The organism is Cyanobium sp. BA20m-14 (genome assembly GCF_024346295.1).
In genome coordinates this window covers 1-16,307 of the sequence record NZ_JAGQCR010000046.1, presented here as the reverse complement: position 1 = coordinate 16,307, position 16,307 = coordinate 1, and the positions used below count along the sequence as shown (strand labels likewise).

Here is a 16,307-nt window from a genome sequence, read left to right as displayed (position 1 = left end):
CCTCAACAGTCCGGAGATGGCCAAGGCCCTGCATGCGGCGGTCTAGGCGGGCCCGGGGTACGACCACTTCTCCACCTACAAGAGCCTGCTGGAAAACCGGCCGGTCACTGCGCTGCGCGATCTTCTGGAGCTCATGCCCGCCTCAGCCCCCCTGCCGCTCGACCAGGTGGAGAGTGCGGAGAGCATCTGCAGCCGCTTCTGCACCGGTGGCATGAGCCTGGGGGCCCTATCCCGGGAGGCCCACGAGGTGTTGGCGGTGGCGATGAACCGCATCGGCGGCAAGAGCAACAGTGGCGAGGGTGGTGAAGATTCGGCCCGTTTCGCCCCGCTCACCGATGTGGATGGCGACGGACACTCGCCGACCCTGCCCACGATCAAAGGTCTGCGCAACGGAGATACGGCCTGCTCGGCGATCAAGCAGATCGCCTCAGGCCGTTTTGGCGTCACGCCTGCCTATCTGCGCAGTGGCCGGCAGCTGGAGATCAAGGTGGCCCAGGGGGCCAAGCCGGGCGAGGGCGGCCAGCTGCCGGGCCCGAAGGTGGATTCCTACATCGCCTGGCTGCGCAACAGCAAGGCCGGCGTGGCCTTGATCTCGCCGCCGCCCCACCACGACATCTATTCGATTGAGGATCTGGCCCAATTGATCCACGACCTGCACCAGGTGCATCCCGCCGCCAAGGTGAGCGTGAAGCTGGTGGCCGAGATCGGCATCGGCACGATCGCTGCCGGTGTGGCCAAGGCCAACGCCGATGTGATTCAGATCTCCGGCCACGACGGCGGCACCGGCGCCTCGCCGCTCAGCTCGATCAAGCACGCCGGCAGTCCCTGGGAGCTGGGCCTCACCGAGGTGCATCGCAGTTTGCTGGAAAATGGCCTGCGTGATCGGGTGCTGCTGCGCGCCGACGGCGGGCTCAAAACCGGCTGGGACGTGATCATCGCCGCCCTGCTGGGCGCTGAGGAATACGGATTTGGCTCCGTGGCGATGATCGCCGAGGGCTGCATCATGGCCCGCGTTTGCCACACCAACAACTGCCCTGTGGGGGTGGCCACCCAAAAGGAAAATTTGCGCAAGCGCTTTCCCGGCGTGCCCGAGCACGTGGTGAATTTCTTCCTTTTCGTGGCCGAGGAGGTGCGCCAGCTGCTGAGCGTGCTCGGCGTGGCCCGCCTCGAAGATCTGATCGGCCGCAGTGAATTGCTGCAGCCCCGCGCCGTTGCCCTTGTCAAAACCCAGACCCTGGATCTTTCCTGTCTGATCACTCCGATCCCAGCGGCGGCCGATCGCTCCTGGTTGCAGCATGGGGATCGGGCCCACAGCAATGGCCCGATCCTGGAAGATCAGCTGCTGGTTGATGCGGAACTGATGGCCGCCATCGAGGGCCACGGCCGCGTTGCCCGCAGCCTGGCGATCGTCAACACCGACCGCAGCGTGGGTGCCCGGCTCTCCGGCGAGATCGCTGCCCGCCATGGCAACACGGGCTTCGCAGGCCAGCTCGATCTCAACTTTGAGGGAGCGGCCGGCCAGAGTTTCGGAGCCTTCGGCGTCCAGGGCATGAATCTGCGCCTGCTGGGGGATGCCAACGACTACGTGGGTAAGGGCCTCAATGGGGGTCGCCTCACCGTGGTGCCCCCCGCCGGCGTCAACGATCCAGGCAACCAGGTGATCCTGGGCAACACCTGCCTCTACGGCGCCACCGGCGGTGAGCTGTTTGCCCTGGGCCGCTCCGGCGAGCGCTTCGGCGTTCGCAACAGCGGAGCTGCCGCCGTGGTGGAGGGCGCCGGTGACCACTGCTGTGAATACATGACCGGTGGAGTGGTGGTGGTGCTGGGTTCCACAGGCCGCAATGTGGCCGCCGGCATGACCGGCGGCGTGGCCTTCATCCTCGATGAAGCCGGAGGCCTGGCTGAGCGGGTGAACGCCGAGATCGTCTCCATCTGTCCCCTCTCTACCCCGGAGCAGGAAGCCGTGCTCAAGCCCCTGCTGGCAGCCCATCTGGAGCTCACCGGCAGCGCCAAGGCCGCGGCGATTCTGGCCGACTGGGATGGCTGGAAGAGCCGCTTCAAGCTGCTGGTGCCCCCGAGCGAGAAGGCGGCTATGGGGCTGGCGGAGCGGCAGGCGGTGGTGGCCTAGGGCCTAGCGCGGGTACTCCCGCATCAGCCGCTGTACCTCGCCGGCGTGGTAACTGCTGCGGGTGAGCGGGCTGCTCACCACTTGCAGGAAGCCCAAGGCATCCTCGCCGTGCTGGCGGAAGGCCGCGAACTGCTCGGGGGTCACGAAGCGATCCACGGGCAGGTGTTTGGGCCCCGGCGAGAGGTACTGGCCGATCGTCACGATGTCCACGGCGTGACGGCGTAGATCGGCCATCACCTCGAGCACCTCGGCGTCGCTTTCGCCCAGGCCCACCATCAGCCCCGACTTGCTGTAGGTGCGCGGCCAGCCCTGACGCACCCGCTGCAGCAGCTCCAGGGAGCGCTCATAGATGCCCTGGGGCCTGGCTTTTTTGTAGAGCCTCGGCACGGTTTCAATGTTGTGGTTCAGCACCTGGGGCGCGGCTGCCATCACCGTTGCCAGGGCGTCCCCGTTGCCGCAGAAATCGGGGATCAGCAGTTCGATCGTGGTGAGCGGCGAGCGCTGGCGTACCTGCTGAATGCAGGCCACAAACTGGCTGGCGCCGCCATCGGCCAGGTCGTCGCGGTTGACCGAGGTGATCACCACGTGGCTGAGGCCCAGGCGCGCCACCGCTTCCCCCAGCCGCTCGGGCTCGCTGGGGTCGAGCTCCCGCACGCTCCTGTCGAAGTCGATGTCGCAGTAGGGGCAGGCGCGGGTGCAGCCCGGCCCCATGATCAAAAAGGTGGCCGTGCCGGCGGCGAAGCACTCGCCGATGTTGGGGCAGCTGGCCTCCTGGCAGACCGTATTTAGCCTGAGATCCTGAAGTAGGTCGGCCACCTCGCCGATCCTTTGCCGCTGGGGGGCCTTGACGCGCAGCCAGTCGGGTTTGAGCAAGGCGCGCAACCGGCAGCCAGGGCCGGGGGAAGGGCTGGGATCAACTTTAGGAAGATCCAGAAGAAAGGGGCCAGAAAGAAGGGGCCAGAAGGAATGCCCCAGAAGAGAGGCGCCCGCTGTGAAGCCCATCCCCTAAAGTCGGCCTATCGGGATGTGGCGCAGCTTGGTAGCGCACTTCGTTCGGGACGAAGGGGCCGCAGGTTCGAATCCTGTCATCCCGATTGCATTTGCCACCCCTGGGGCGTTCAGCTGAGTTCGGCCCCCGGATAGCCGCGGGGCGTCACCAGGCGCCCATCCTTGGCATAGCTGCTGCTGTTCCCCACCAACACCAAGGTGAGCATGTCTACCTGCTCCACCGGTAGCTCCCCCAGGGTGTGCAGGCTCACTGCCTCCGCCGCCCGCCCCAGCTGGCGGGCGAGCACGACTGGGGTGGAGGCGGGCCGGCCAACCAGCAGCAGCTCCCGGGCCCTCGCCAGCTGCCAGTCCCGCCCCAGGGAGCGGGGGTTGTAGAGGGCCACCACAAAATCCCCCTCGGCAGCGGCCTGGAGTCGTCGCTCGATCACGGCCCAGGGGGTGAGCCGGTCGCTGAGGCTGATCGTGCAGAAATCGTGCATCAGGGGTGCGCCGGCCCGGGCGGCGGCCAGCTGCAGGGCCGAAATGCCGGGGTGAACGGCAAAACTTGGGCGGCCATCGGCCGGCTGGGCCAGCCACAGCTCCAGGGCCAGGCCTGCCATGGCATAGATGCCGCTGTCGCCGGAGGAAACCAGGGCCACATTGAGCCCCTGGCAGGCCAATTCCAAGGCCAGGGCGCAGCGGGCTCGCTCCTCGGTGAGCTGGCCATCCCAGCGCAGTTGATCTGGCCGCCTCAGGGGTTCGAGCAGGTCGAGGTAAAGCCCGTAGCCCACCCACACCGTGGCTGCTGCCAGGGTTTGGCGGGCGTCGCCCGTCAGCAGGTCCAGGCTGCCCGGCCCACTGCCCACCAGATGTAGCTGGCCCCGCTGGGGAGCCCATTGGCCCTCCGCCAAGGCCACCGCCAGGGTGGCGGCCCCGCGCTCGGCGCCCTGGGCGTGGGCGATCTGCTTGGTCTGCAGCAGCCTGGCTCCGGGGCCAGCTGCCAGTTGGGCAGCGGCTTCAGCAACGCTGGCGGTTCCCATCTCCTTGGCCACGGCTGCCGAGGGAGTGGGCACGGCCACGGCGGCGAGGCTCGCCGCGTCAAACCAGCGCACGGGCCATTGCCTCTGGGCGGCTAGGGCCAGCAAGGCCGGTTCATCGGCCTTGCGGTCGATGCTGGCCAGCCCGGCCACCGCCTGGGGAGCCAGTTGCTGGGCTGCCAGGGTCTGGTCCACCAGGCGCTCCAGCAGGCCCAGGCTGGTATCGCGTTCACAGCCCAGGCCCAGCCAGAGGCTGGGCGGGTGCCACCTGCAGCCGCTGCCGGTGTGGATGTCCACGACCATGGCTGGCTTGGCCATGGCGGAATTGGCTCCGGCCTGGAGGTGGGCTGCGGCATCCAGCGCCAGCCAGCGAGGGCTGCCATGGCGGGCCTCTACCTGAAGGGAAGGGCCACCTTCGCGGCCGGCAGCGAGCATCAGCTCCTGCCAATCGCCAGCTCCGCGCCGCCATCCCCAGCCCCTGCCGAAGCTGTCGAGGCTGAGCCGACCTGCGGCGGCACTGGCACCGGTCAGCACGGCCTGGCCCCCAAGGCTGGCGGCAATTCGGTGGCTGAGCTGGTCCGCCCCGGCTCCATGGCCGCCCAGCAGGGGGATGGCGAACCGCCCTTGGGGGTCCACCACCACCACGGCTGGATCGCTGTCCTTGCCGCTGAGCAGGGGGGCAATCAGCCGGGTCACCAGTCCGCAGGCCCCCACCACCACAAAGGCATGGGCGGATGACCAGTGGGTGACCAGACCCTCCCGGGGCAAGGGCTGGTCCGTCGGCCCGAGCCGGGCATCGATCAGGCCAGCTTGGCTGAGGCGCTCCAGCATCGGCGCGCTGCCGTGACTGAAGCCCAGGCCCCAGATCAGGCCCCGCGCCGGAAGGGATGCAGGGGTGGGGGTCATTCGCCAGACCTGCGCAATGAGCCGTCTGGATTCACCTGGCTGCGGGCCGATCCCCCCGGGCTCGTGGATGGCGCCTCAGCTGGTTGAAGGGATTGTTCAACAGCTGCTTGGGGAGCTGGCACTGGTTCTGGTTCGGCAACTGGTTCGGGCTCGGGCTCAGATTCGGGCTCGAGTTCTGGTTTTGGTTCTGGTTCAGGCTCGGAGTCGGGTTCTGGTTGGGTCGGGGTCTGGGCCGGTGGCTCTGGCGGAGCCGTGCCCAGCAGCTGGGCCAGCTCACCCTCTGCCAGCCGGCCCTTTTGCCAGCCCAAGCCTGGCTTGGAGGGGGCCAGCACCACCTCCCTCACCAGGCTGTTGAAGGGAGGATTCAGCGGTTCGCCGAGTCCATCCACCAGTTCCAGCAGCAGGCTGTTGCTGCCGGGTTGCCAGCCCTTGAGCCAAAGGGGTGAGTTCTGATCCACCAGAAAGCCGTCGCCATTTATGGATACCCGCAGGCGCCAGCTGCCGTCGTTATCCCGCAGGCCCTGGAGGGGTGCATCCAGCAGCAGCCAGTCGAGTAGCAGCGGCTCAGAGCCGGCCAGGTCCGCCGGGCTGACGGGAAGCAGCTGGGGGGTCCCCGGCTGGGGGATCGCCAGGGGATTGGCCGTGACCCGATGCACCCTGATCTGGCTCCAGGCACCAGGGCTTTTCACCGCCTCTCCCCAGGGCCTTGCGGCATAGGCAGTGATCCGGTGGCTCCCCGGGCTCAGGGAAGGCAGCTCAAGCTCGAGGCCGCTGAGCCGAATGGCTGGCAGGTCGTCTACCTGCACCACCACATGGGGGCCCAGGCCCAGTTCTCCGGCATCTACCAGGGGCCAGTCGCGCACCTGCAAGCTCAGCTTGATTGGCCCGGCAGGCAGGTTTGCCCCATCCCGCGGCGCCTCGATCGTCACCTGGGGACGGCGCAGGGCCAGGGCCTCTTGAAGTTGTTGCACGGCCCCTGGCGGAGCTACCTCCTGCAGGCGTCCCGAGGGCGCCTGGGTTTGCAGGAGCCCATCTGCTGGCGAGGTGGTTCGCTTCCAGGAGATGGGGCCGTAGCCCACCGGCAGCACTAACAGCGCCACAAACAGGAGTGTCAGCAGGCCCTTGCGCCACAGGATGGGGTGGCGACGGTTGGCTGGCTTGGTTGCGCTGGCTCCGCCCACGCTGGATTTCAGGCTGATTTTGAAGCCATTGTGACGGCAAGGCTGCCCAGCTAATCCAGCCGGCATTTGGAGGGTGCCGGGCTTTGAAGCATAATTAATTGCTCAAGAGTTGCCCGATCTCGATAATTCTTTTTGTTCTGTAAAGCCCAGTGCTGGCCTGGGAAACACTGGGATTGAACCTTTGTAACTGCGACCCAAAACTCCTCGAAAACGACCCCTATACTTCGACCAGCGGTCCCCTATCTGGGGCCCAAAGCTCCAGTTGTGCCAAGCGGTTTCGCGGTTTCGCGAGCTTCTTTGCGGCTGGCGCCCACGAGCGGCTTGGGGTTTCGGCCCTGGCTGTCCGTGGGGCCCACAGGTAAGCCATCCGGCTTGCCGAAGGGGTGGACCCACCACCTCGACTCCGTCCCTCGAGGAATGTCTCGATGACCATCAGCCCACCAGAACGTGGGGAAAAGGCGAAGGCCATGGTCGACCGGAACCCAGTTCCGGCCACCTTCGAACTGTTCGGCAAGCCCGGCCATTTCGATCGCAGCCTTGCCAAAGGTCCCAAAACCACCACCTGGGTTTGGAACCTCCACGCCAATGCTCACGACTTCGATAGCCACACGAGTGACCTCGAAGAGGTCTCTCGCAAGATCTTTTCTGCTCACTTCGGCCATTTGGCCGTCATTTTCATCTGGCTGAGCGGCGCCTTCTTCCATGGAGCCCGCTTTTCCAACTACACCGGTTGGTTGACCGATCCCCTGCACGTCAAGCCTTCGGCGCAGGTGGTCTGGCCCATTTTCGGCCAGGAAATCCTCAATGGCGATATGGGTGCCGGCTTCCACGGCATTCAGATCACCTCCGGCGTCTTCCACGTGTGGAGGGCCTGGGGCATCACCAACGAAACCCAGCTGCTCTCCCTGGCCATCGGGGCCCTGGTGATGGCTGGGCTGATGCTCAATGCCGGTGTCTTCCACTACCACAAGGCAGCTCCCAAGCTGGAATGGTTCCAGAACGTTGAGTCGATGCTCAACCACCATCTGGCTGGCCTGCTTGGTTTGGGCTCCCTCTCTTGGACAGGCCACCTCCTGCACGTGTCCCTGCCCACCAATGCGCTGATGGAAGCCATCGACGCCGGCCAGCCGCTGGTGCTCAATGGCAAAACCATCGCCACCTACGGGGACATCCCCCTGCCCCATGAATTCCTGAATCAGGATTTGATCGCCCAGATATTCCCCGGTTTCGGGGCGGGCATTTCAGCCTTTTTCTCAGGAAACTGGGCCGCTTACAGCGATTTCCTCACCTTCAAGGGTGGGCTCAATCCTGTGACCGGCAGCCTCTGGATGACCGACATCGCCCATCACCACCTGGCGATTGCGGTGCTGTTCATCGTTGCCGGTCATATGTACCGGACCAACTGGGGCATCGGCCACAGCATCAAGGAAATCCTTGAGGGCCAGAAGGGTGATCCCCTGCTGTTCCCCGCCCCCAAGGGTCATGACGGCCTCTTCGAGTTCATGACCACCAGCTGGCACGCCCAGCTGGCCGTGAACCTGGCGCTGCTTGGCTCCCTGACGATCATCGTGGCGCATCACATGTATGCGATGCCCCCCTATCCCTACATCGGGATTGACTACCCCACCCAGCTGTCGATCTTCACCCATCACACCTGGATTGGCGGTTTCTTGATCGTTGGTGCCGGCGCCCACGCAGCCATCGCCATGATTCGCGATTACGACCCAGCCAAGCACGTGGATAACGTGCTCGACCGGGTGCTCAAGGCGCGCGATGCCCTGATCAGTCACCTCAACTGGGTGTGCATTTGGCTGGGCTTCCACAGCTTCGGCCTCTACATCCACAACGACACCATGCGTGCCCTGGGCCGTCCCCAGGACATGTTCAGCGACTCCGCCATTGCCCTGAAGCCCGTCTTCGCGCAGTGGGTTCAGGGGCTGCACGCTGCCGCCGCTGGCACCACCGCACCCAATGCTCTGGCAGGGGTCAGTGAGGTGTTCAACGGCGCCGTAGTTGCCGTGGGAGGCAAGGTGGCCGCCGGTCCGATTCCCCTGGGAACGGCCGACTTCATGGTCCACCACATCCATGCCTTCACGATCCACGTCACCGTGCTGATCCTGCTGAAGGGTGTGTTGTATGCGCGTAGCTCCCGCCTCGTCCCCGACAAGGCGAATCTGGGCTTCCGCTTCCCCTGCGACGGCCCTGGCCGTGGCGGCACCTGCCAGGTGTCGGCTTGGGACCATGTGTTCCTCGGCCTGTTCTGGATGTACAACTCCCTGTCGATCGTCATTTTCCACTTCTCCTGGAAGATGCAGAGCGACGTATGGGGCACCGTCAATGCTGACGGCAGCGTCCAGCACATCACCAACGGCAACTTTGCCCAGAGCGCCATCACCATCAACGGCTGGTTGCGCGACTTCCTCTGGGCCCAGGCAGCTCAGGTGATCAACAGTTACGGCTCCAGTTCCAGTGCCTATGGCCTGATGTTCCTGGGTGCCCACTTCATCTGGGCCTTCAGCCTGATGTTCCTGTTCAGTGGCCGCGGCTATTGGCAGGAGCTGATTGAGTCCATCGTTTGGGCTCACAACAAGCTGAGGGTTGCTCCGGCGATCCAGCCGCGGGCTCTCTCGATCACCCAGGGTCGTGCTGTAGGTGTCGCCCACTATCTGTTGGGCGGTATCGCAACAACCTGGGCATTCTTCCTGGCCCGCATCGTCGCGGTCGGCTGACCTTTACTGACCTCTCCCAATGGCAACGAAATTTCCTTCGTTCAGCCAGGGTCTGGCGCAGGACCCGACAACCCGCCGTATTTGGTACGGCATCGCCACGGCTCACGATTTCGAGAGCCACGACGGCATGACCGAGGAGCGGCTTTACCAAAAGCTGTTCTCCACCCACTTCGGTCATCTGGCCATCATTGGCCTCTGGGTTTCGGGCAACCTGTTCCATATCGCCTGGCAGGGCAACTTTGAGCAGTGGGTCGCCGATCCGCTGCACATCCGTCCCATCGCGCATGCGATCTGGGATCCCCACTTCGGCCAGGGCGCCATTGCCGCCTTCACCCAGGCGGGCGCCTCCTCTCCGGTGAACATTGCCTATTCCGGTCTGTACCACTGGTGGTACACGATCGGCATGCGCACCAATGCCGAGTTGTATCAGGGTTCCATCTTCATGATGATCCTGTCGGCCTGGGCCCTGTTTGCCGGTTGGCTCCACCTCCAGCCCAAGTTCAGGCCTTCTTTGGCCTGGTTCAAGAACGCTGAATCCCGGCTCAACCACCACCTGGCTGTGCTGTTTGGCTTCAGCTCGATCGCCTGGACCGGTCACCTGGTTCACGTTGCCATTCCCGAGGCCCGCGGTCAGCACGTCGGTTGGGACAACTTCCTCTCGGTGCTGCCCCATCCAGCTGGCCTGGCTCCTTTCTTCACCGGCAACTGGGGCGTCTATGCCCAGAATCCCGACACCGTTTATCAGCAGTTCGGAGCGGCTGAAGGCTCTGGCACGGCGATCCTCACCTTCCTCGGTGGCTTCCACCCCCAATCTGAAGCCCTCTGGCTCACGGACATCGCCCATCACCACCTGGCGATTGGCTGTCTGTTCGTGATTGCCGGTCACATGTACCGCACCAACTTCGGGATCGGTCACTCGATCCGGGAGATTCTCGAGGCCCACAATCCGCCCAAGGGAACTCCCTTTGGTGGCGCCCTGGGAGCCGGTCACAAGGGTCTCTACGACACCATCAACAACTCCCTGCACTTCCAGCTCGGTCTGGCCTTGGCAGCGTTGGGTGTGGTCACCAGTCTGGTGGCACAGCATATGTATGCCATGCCGTCCTACGCGTTCATCGCCAAGGACTACACCACCCAGGCTGCCCTTTATACCCACCACCAGTACATCGCCATCTTCCTGATGTGCGGTGCTTTCGCCCACGGTGCGATCTTCTTCATCCGGGATTACGACCCTGAAGCCAACAAGGACAACGTGTTGGCACGGATGCTTGAGCACAAGGAAGCCATCATCAGTCACCTGAGTTGGGTATCCCTGTTCCTCGGTTTCCACACCCTTGGTCTCTACGTCCACAACGATGTGGTTGTGGCCTTCGGTACTCCTGAGAAGCAGATCTTGGTGGAACCCGTCTTTGCCCAGTTCGTCCAAGCCGCTTCCGGCAAGGCGATGTACGGCATGGATGTGTTGCTATCTAATTCCGCATCCGCAGCTAGCACCGCCAGTGCGGTTTATCTGCCCGGTTGGATCGATGCCATCAATGGTGGTAACGACCTGTTCCTGCAGATTGGCCCTGGTGACTTCTTGGTTCACCACGCCATCGCTCTGGGTCTGCACACCACCACCTTGATCTTGGTCAAGGGTGCCCTAGACGCCCGGGGTTCCAAGCTGATGCCCGATAAAAAGGACTTTGGCTACGCCTTCCCCTGCGACGGCCCCGGCCGTGGCGGCACCTGTGATATCTCTGCCTGGGATTCCTTCTATCTGTCGGTTTTCTGGGCCCTGAACACGGTGGGTTGGGTGACCTTTTACTGGCACTGGAAGCACCTTGCCATTTGGCAGGGCAACGTGGCCCAGTTCAACGAATCCAGCACCTATCTGATGGGCTGGTTCCGTGATTATCTGTGGCTCAACTCCTCCCAGTTGATCAATGGTTACAACCCCTTTGGCAGCAACAACCTGGCCGTTTGGTCCTGGATGTTCCTGTTTGGTCACCTGGTGTGGGCTACGGGCTTCATGTTCCTGATCTCCTGGAGGGGTTACTGGCAGGAGCTGATCGAAACCATCGTCTGGGCCCATCAACGCACCCCGCTCGCCAATCTGGTGGGCTGGCGCGATAAGCCCGTCGCTCTTTCGATCGTTCAGGCCCGTGTGGTGGGTCTGGCCCACTTCACGATCGGTTATATCCTCACCTACGCGGCATTCCTGATCGCATCTACCTCGGGCAAGTTCGGCTAGCCGCCTAGCCCCTGGGCTGCTTGAGGGACGACGACCCCACCCCGGCCCATGCCGGGGTTTTTTTATGGCGCTGCTGCTGCGGCGTAGTTCTCCCGCACGTAGGCCAGCTCCTCACAGCGCAGTTCGTTGCCATCGGTCTGGGCCCTTTCACCATGGAGGCAGGCCACCGTGGCCCTATGGCCGTCGATCCAGCCCTTTTGGCCCGCTTCCCTTTTCTCACTCTTGAGCAGCGCTGCTTGGCGGAGCGCTGCTAGCTGCTGTTGCTCTGCCAGTTGCTTTGCGAGTTGCTCCTGGGTTGGTTTGATCGATTCCTGGCTGGGTTTATTCGAGCGGCAGGAAACCAGCAGGCCGCTACAGGCGCCAATGGCTATGGCCAGCAGAGTGCCAATCAGGGGCTTGAATCGGGCACACATGCAACAGGGCTCGCTCTGGATCTATTGCTATCTTCCCGTGGCTGATCGCCATTAAAAAAGCCCCGCCGAAGCGGGGCTGGTTGGAGAGGGGCCTTGGGCTCAGCCCACGCTCCAAACTCCACCGGCGATATTGACCAGTGGGGCCACGATGGCCGTGCCGGCCAGGAACCAGGCGAAGGCGGCGCCGCCGCAGCCGCCTAGCCAGAAACCACTGGCAAACTCAGCCCAGCCCGCTTTGGTGAACAGGTCGGCGGGTGGATTGTCGATCGTGGCATCCGCAGGCTGGATGTTGGGGCCGTTGCCAGCAGTGCCGTAGATCGAAAGGCAGATTGTCAGGATCGAAACCAGGCCGATGCTGGCCAGTAGCCCAGCGGTGCTGGCGTATTCGGTGAGCCGGAGCGGACCACAGATTGCAAACGGTCCATATAGGAAGAAGCCATGGGCCATGCCCACTTCCAGCCCGCGGCGGTTTGGCGACAGGGAGGGCCGGTAGGCCGGCAGGGCGTTCAGAAACGCCCGCGAGAAGTAGCTGCTGTTGACAGGGGTTGCCAGATTGCCGACGCAGGGGTCGGCCACGGGAGTCACGGTCATGGTGGCGGGTAGGGAAGCGGTGATGGAAGGCGATGGAGTCGCTTGAGGCGCGTCAGTCGCGGGCTTCGATCACGTTGAACAGCAGGGCCATGGCCACGGCTGGGCCGAGGATCCCAACAAGCGGAACAAGCACCGATGGCAGCCAGGCGGCAGCGAATTCTCCAGTCATGGTGCGGACCATAAGCAACCTTGAGCACTGTAGGGATCTGCCCTAAGCCTGCTTTGGCCCACTTGCGCGGGCGACATAAAAGTTCAATCCATGCCGGCGTCGCCCGTGCCCCGCAGGGTGGCGCGCACCCGATAGATCGGTCGTCCCTGACTCTCGTGGTATGTGCGCATCTGCAGCTCGGCCAGCAGGCCGAAGCAGAAGAGCTGCACTCCGGTAAGGAAACTGAGCAGGGCCATCAGCAGTAGGGGACGATCTCCGATGTCGGCCCCCAGCAGCAGCTTTTCGCCCACCAGCCAGAGCCCGATCACCACACCCAGGCCCATGGCGGCAAGCCCTCCGAAGCCGAACACATGCATCGGTCTGGTCAGGAAGCGCTTCATGAACCACACCGTCAGCAGGTCCATCAACACTCGGAAGGTGCGATCCAGTCCGTATTTGCTTTTCCCATAGAGCCGGGGGTGGTGGCTTACTTTCACCTCACTGATCCGGGCCCCTTCGATAAAGGCCAGGGCGGGCAGGAAACGGTGCAGTTCGCCGTAGAGGTTGAGGTCACTCACCACCTCCCGTCGATAGGCCTTGAGGGAGCAGCCGTAGTCGTGCAGCTGCACACCGGTCACCTGGGCGATCAGGCGGTTGGCGATCAGGCTTGGCAGCAGACGTTTGATGGCGCCGTCCTGGCGCTGGTGGCGCCAGCCACTCACCAGGTCGAAGCCCTGGTTGAGTTCTTTGAGCAGTAGGGGGATGTCGGCTGGATCATTTTGGAGATCACCATCGAGGGTGACGATCACGGCCCCGCTGCTGGCGTCAAAGCCTGCGGCCATGGCGGCTGTCTGGCCGTAGTTGCGGCGCAGCAGCACCGCTACGAGCTCGGGAACCTGGGCCGCGAGCCCGCTGAGCAGGTTTGGGGTGTTGTCCTTGGAGCCGTCGTCGACAAGCACCAGTTCGAAATCCAGGCCGAGCGGTCGCAATACCGCCAGGATCTGCTCGGCCAGCTGGTTCAGGCTCTCCTCCTCGTTGTAGAGGGGGACCACCACGGAAAGCTCCGGGGGCCCTTGCCGTGGCTGGGTCATTTGCTGCCGTGTCCTGGCGGCGACCCTAGGCGGCCATTGGGCCGCCGCCATGGCTGTGCATCACCCGCCCGGCTCCGCGCAGCTCCCCCAGATAGTGGCGCGCCACCGGGTGGGGGTTGTGGGGAGAGATGGTGTCGATGCCGATCCCGTTGCGGCCGTGGGCCTGGCCAGAACTGTGCAGATACGCGCCCCCGCCCAGGTGTAGGCCCACGTGGCTGCAGCGCTGGGGGCTGCCAAAAAAGATCAGATCACCAGGCATCAGCAGCTGGCTCTGGCCAGGTTGCACTCCTACGGGTTGGCAGAATCGCTCCTGCAGGTAGGCGTCACGGGGGATCCAGATCCCTGCGCTGGCATAGGCGCGCTGCACCAGGCCGGAGCAGTCGTAGTCGGGCCCCAGGCTGCCACCCCAGAGGTAGCGATTGGGCTGGAGCTGGGCGCTGCTGGCGAAGGCTAAAACCCTTTCCAGTCTCTGCAGAATGGCGCAGCGGTGCAGGCCTCGCCCTGGTTGCCGCTGGCCCGCCAGGGCATGCCCCAGCAGGGCGCTGCTGCCAATCCAGCCGGGGTAGCCGTCCTCAAGCAGGCGCACCCGCAGCCGCTGGCCAGGGCCCCCTGCTGCGGTGGGGGCAAGGATCTGCAGCTGGCGGCCCTCCCAGGCCTGGGTGGCCAGCCCCGCACCTGTCGGCTGGCTGTAGAGGTTCAGCGGGGCGGTGAGGCGCCAGATGGTGCCGGGCTTGAGCCATTCGGGCGCTGCTGGGGTGCCGCTGGCCAGGTGCATCGGGTTGGAGCTCGCTGATGGGGCCACCCCTAATCTCGCAACAACATGGACCGGCGCTCATGGCGTTCTACAGCCCCGATCCGGCGATGGGCCAGATCCTGGCCGATCTGGTGAGGGCCCTGGAGCTCGATGGCCGCTCGGGCTTGGCCTCGCAGCTCTCGATCACCTGGCTGCGTTACGACCAGCCGTTGATCGGCCGGGCAGCCGAGCTGGCCCCGCAGCAGTTCTGGGCCCTGCCGGTGCAGGGTGCCAGCTGGGCCGGAGACTGCCTGCGCTACCCCGCCAGTGTGGTGAAGCTGGTCTATCTGATCGCGGCGGAGGCCTGGCGGCAGGCCGATCTGCTGGCAGACACCCCCGAGCTGCGGCTGGCCCTGGGCGACATGATCAGGGATTCCAGTAACGACGCCACCGCCTTGGTGCTGGACCTGCTCACCGGCACCACCAGTGGTCCATCCCTGCCCCCGCGGCGCATGGCCCAGTGGGTGGAGCAGCGTCAACTGGTGAATTGCTGGCTGGCCGAGCTCGACTGGCTGGAATTGCAGGGCTGTAACGCTTGCCAGAAAACCTGGGGGGATGGCCCCTACGGCCGGGAGCGGGATTTCTATGGCTCCGAACTGGAGAACCGCAATCGCCTCAGCACCGATGCGGTGGCCCGCTTGCTGCAGGCTGTGATGGCCTCGGCGCTGCTCTCGCCGCCGGCCTGTGCCCGGATGCGCGCCCTGCTGGCTCGCAGCCTGGATCCGGCCCTGCGGGCTGCCGATCCGGAGAATCAGGTGGATGGATTCGTCGGCGCCGGACTCCCCCCGGGCTCAAGCCTGTGGAGCAAGGCTGGTTGGATGAGTTTGGCCAGGCACGATGCGGCCTACGTGGAGCTGGAGAACTGCCCTCCCATGCTGCTTGTAGTGTTTAGTGAGGGCCGTGATTGCGCCGCAGATGAACGCCTGCTGCCTGAAATTGCCGCCCAGCTGGTCAGGGCAAGTAGGCGATAGCTGACGATGCTGATAGACTAATAGTGAAATTTTGCTTTTAAAGTGCGGCCGATATGAACATCAACCAACTGGCGCCATCTGATGCAAAGCGTTTCCAGTCGGCCCACTCCCTTCACTTCCAGGGTGCGGGCAACAGTATTTTGATTCAGCTCTGTGGCGTTGTTGTCGTTGATTACGAAGCCAAGGGGTCGATGGCAGGCAGCCGTGGCTGGGCCAATGAAACGCTCAGCCTGAGTCTGGCCCTGCCTGCGGTGCCTGGTCAAAGTCAGTCGTTCTTGGTGGAGCAGTCCACCCCCCTGATCACCATCAATGGTGTGGGCGGGATTTCAACGGTGGGCTGGAGCGTGAACTCCTGTACGGGTCCCGTCAACACTCTTTGCAATGGGAGCTACGGCCTGGAGGCCGTTCTAGGTGTCTATACCTCTGGTGAAGTTCTCCACACGATTGGCTACATGGTTTCCCTGGTCGGCCACTTTCAGGCTTAGGGCCAGCCCCGGCTACAGCCAGCCCCCATGGCTGCTGTAGCCGGGGGCCGGGAGGGCTGAATCCCTGGGGATTCGATTTCTGGATTCGATTTCAGGATTCGATTTCAACGGAGAGGGAGTCCTTCGTTGTGACTCTCAGAGCGAAGTGGTGACACGGGAAGAGACGACTCTTCCCTTTGGTGGAGGCGGATTCCAACACCATTTCCAACACCACTTAGAACATGCAAATCCAGGGCGCCGATAGCAGGCAAATAGCACCCTTTAACTTCTTGCAATCGCCCCAAGTTCGTGATATAATAGTGTCAAGGATTAAGGTCAAAGCAAGATGCTTTGGTTTCTGGTCTGATTATAAATTATACGGAGCATACACGATGAAAGACGAGTTCATGTTAATTGACTTAAAGGAGGTCATACGCGTCACAAGATTATCAAAATCAACTGTCTACAGGCGCATGAATGAGGGATGTTTTCCAAAGCATCTGAACCTTGGAGGCAACTGCCGACGGTGGTTGGCAAAAGATATACAGAAATGGATTATTTCATTGGGTTCTTGAAGACAGGAGGATATTATTATGGCATTAACACAAAAAGAAATAGTATTGCTAACCGCCTCT

General features: G+C 63.5%; 13 protein-coding genes, 1 tRNA gene and 1 pseudogene. 7 read left to right on the top strand and 8 right to left on the bottom strand.

Translation table 11 applies throughout. The features are described from left to right. Positions 1-2,128 (top strand): annotated as a pseudogene (locus KBZ07_RS06320) (glutamate synthase-related protein); the annotation flags it as partial. Positions 2,129-2,131: 3 nt separating this feature from the next. Here KBZ07_RS06320 and lipA read toward each other — a convergent pair. Then, positions 2,132-3,001 carry a lipoyl synthase gene (lipA, locus tag KBZ07_RS06315; RefSeq protein ID WP_254930813.1) on the bottom strand — a complete coding sequence of 290 codons (870 nt, stop codon included), beginning with the start codon at positions 2,999-3,001 and terminating at the stop codon, positions 2,132-2,134. Positions 3,002-3,148: 147 nt separating this feature from the next. On the opposite strand from lipA, the gene KBZ07_RS06310 reads away from it, so the two are divergent. Then, positions 3,149-3,222 (top strand) — tRNA-Pro (locus KBZ07_RS06310). Positions 3,223-3,246: 24 nt separating this feature from the next. On the opposite strand, the gene cobJ is transcribed toward KBZ07_RS06310, so the two are convergent. After that, the gene (cobJ, locus tag KBZ07_RS06305) at positions 3,247-5,058 is read right to left on the bottom strand and encodes a precorrin-3B C(17)-methyltransferase (RefSeq protein ID WP_254930812.1); all 1,812 of its coding nucleotides are present in this window, start codon (positions 5,056-5,058) and stop codon (positions 3,247-3,249) included. Beyond that, positions 5,055-6,239, bottom strand: a complete 1,185-nt coding sequence (locus tag KBZ07_RS06300; RefSeq protein WP_254930811.1) for a hypothetical protein — start codon at positions 6,237-6,239, stop codon at positions 5,055-5,057. Before KBZ07_RS06300 ends, cobJ begins: the two co-directional genes overlap by 4 nt. Before the next feature lie 425 nt (positions 6,240-6,664). Between KBZ07_RS06300 and psaA the strand changes: the two genes are divergently transcribed. Both psaA and psaB read left to right on the top strand, forming a co-directional pair. Next, on the top strand, positions 6,665-8,968 hold the full coding sequence (gene psaA, locus KBZ07_RS06295) for a photosystem I core protein PsaA (protein ID WP_254930810.1): 2,304 nt from the start codon (positions 6,665-6,667) through the stop codon (positions 8,966-8,968). 19 nt (positions 8,969-8,987) lie between these two features. Continuing rightward, on the top strand, positions 8,988-11,201 hold the full coding sequence (psaB, locus tag KBZ07_RS06290) for a photosystem I core protein PsaB (protein ID WP_197147959.1): 2,214 nt from the start codon (positions 8,988-8,990) through the stop codon (positions 11,199-11,201). Between the two features lie 62 nt (positions 11,202-11,263). On the opposite strand, the gene KBZ07_RS06285 is transcribed toward psaB, so the two are convergent. The 5 genes from KBZ07_RS06285 to KBZ07_RS06265 all read right to left on the bottom strand — a co-directional run bounded on the left by KBZ07_RS06285 (position 11,264) and on the right by KBZ07_RS06265 (position 14,219). Next, positions 11,264-11,614: a hypothetical protein gene (locus tag KBZ07_RS06285; protein WP_254930809.1), complete on the bottom strand. Its 351-nt coding sequence runs from the start codon at positions 11,612-11,614 to the stop codon at positions 11,264-11,266. A gap of 99 nt (positions 11,615-11,713) precedes the next feature. Beyond that, a complete protein-coding gene (locus KBZ07_RS06280; protein WP_197147961.1) occupies positions 11,714-12,205 on the bottom strand; it encodes a photosystem I reaction center subunit XI in 492 nt (163 codons plus the stop codon). Positions 12,206-12,257: 52 nt separating this feature from the next. Continuing rightward, complete coding sequence (locus KBZ07_RS06275; RefSeq protein WP_106632445.1) at positions 12,258-12,374, bottom strand: photosystem I reaction center subunit VIII; 117 nt, start codon at positions 12,372-12,374, stop codon at positions 12,258-12,260. 83 nt (positions 12,375-12,457) lie between these two features. Beyond that, the gene (locus KBZ07_RS06270; protein ID WP_254930808.1) at positions 12,458-13,444 is read right to left on the bottom strand and encodes a glycosyltransferase family 2 protein; all 987 of its coding nucleotides are present in this window, start codon (positions 13,442-13,444) and stop codon (positions 12,458-12,460) included. Positions 13,445-13,469: 25 nt separating this feature from the next. Then, positions 13,470-14,219: a C40 family peptidase gene (locus tag KBZ07_RS06265; RefSeq protein ID WP_254930807.1), complete on the bottom strand. Its 750-nt coding sequence runs from the start codon at positions 14,217-14,219 to the stop codon at positions 13,470-13,472. Between the two features lie 59 nt (positions 14,220-14,278). On the opposite strand from KBZ07_RS06265, the gene KBZ07_RS06260 reads away from it, so the two are divergent. From KBZ07_RS06260 to KBZ07_RS16435, 3 genes are all read left to right on the top strand, one after another. Beyond that, positions 14,279-15,208, top strand: a complete 930-nt coding sequence (locus tag KBZ07_RS06260; protein WP_254930806.1) for a serine hydrolase — start codon at positions 14,279-14,281, stop codon at positions 15,206-15,208. Positions 15,209-15,261: 53 nt separating this feature from the next. After that, positions 15,262-15,693 (top strand): hypothetical protein, encoded by a 432-nt coding sequence (locus KBZ07_RS06255; RefSeq protein ID WP_254930805.1) that lies wholly within the window; start codon positions 15,262-15,264, stop codon positions 15,691-15,693. Between the two features lie 221 nt (positions 15,694-15,914). Continuing rightward, the gene (locus KBZ07_RS16435; RefSeq protein ID WP_396123947.1) at positions 15,915-16,247 is read left to right on the top strand and encodes a helix-turn-helix transcriptional regulator; all 333 of its coding nucleotides are present in this window, start codon (positions 15,915-15,917) and stop codon (positions 16,245-16,247) included. The last annotated feature ends 60 nt before the right edge of the window (positions 16,248-16,307 follow it).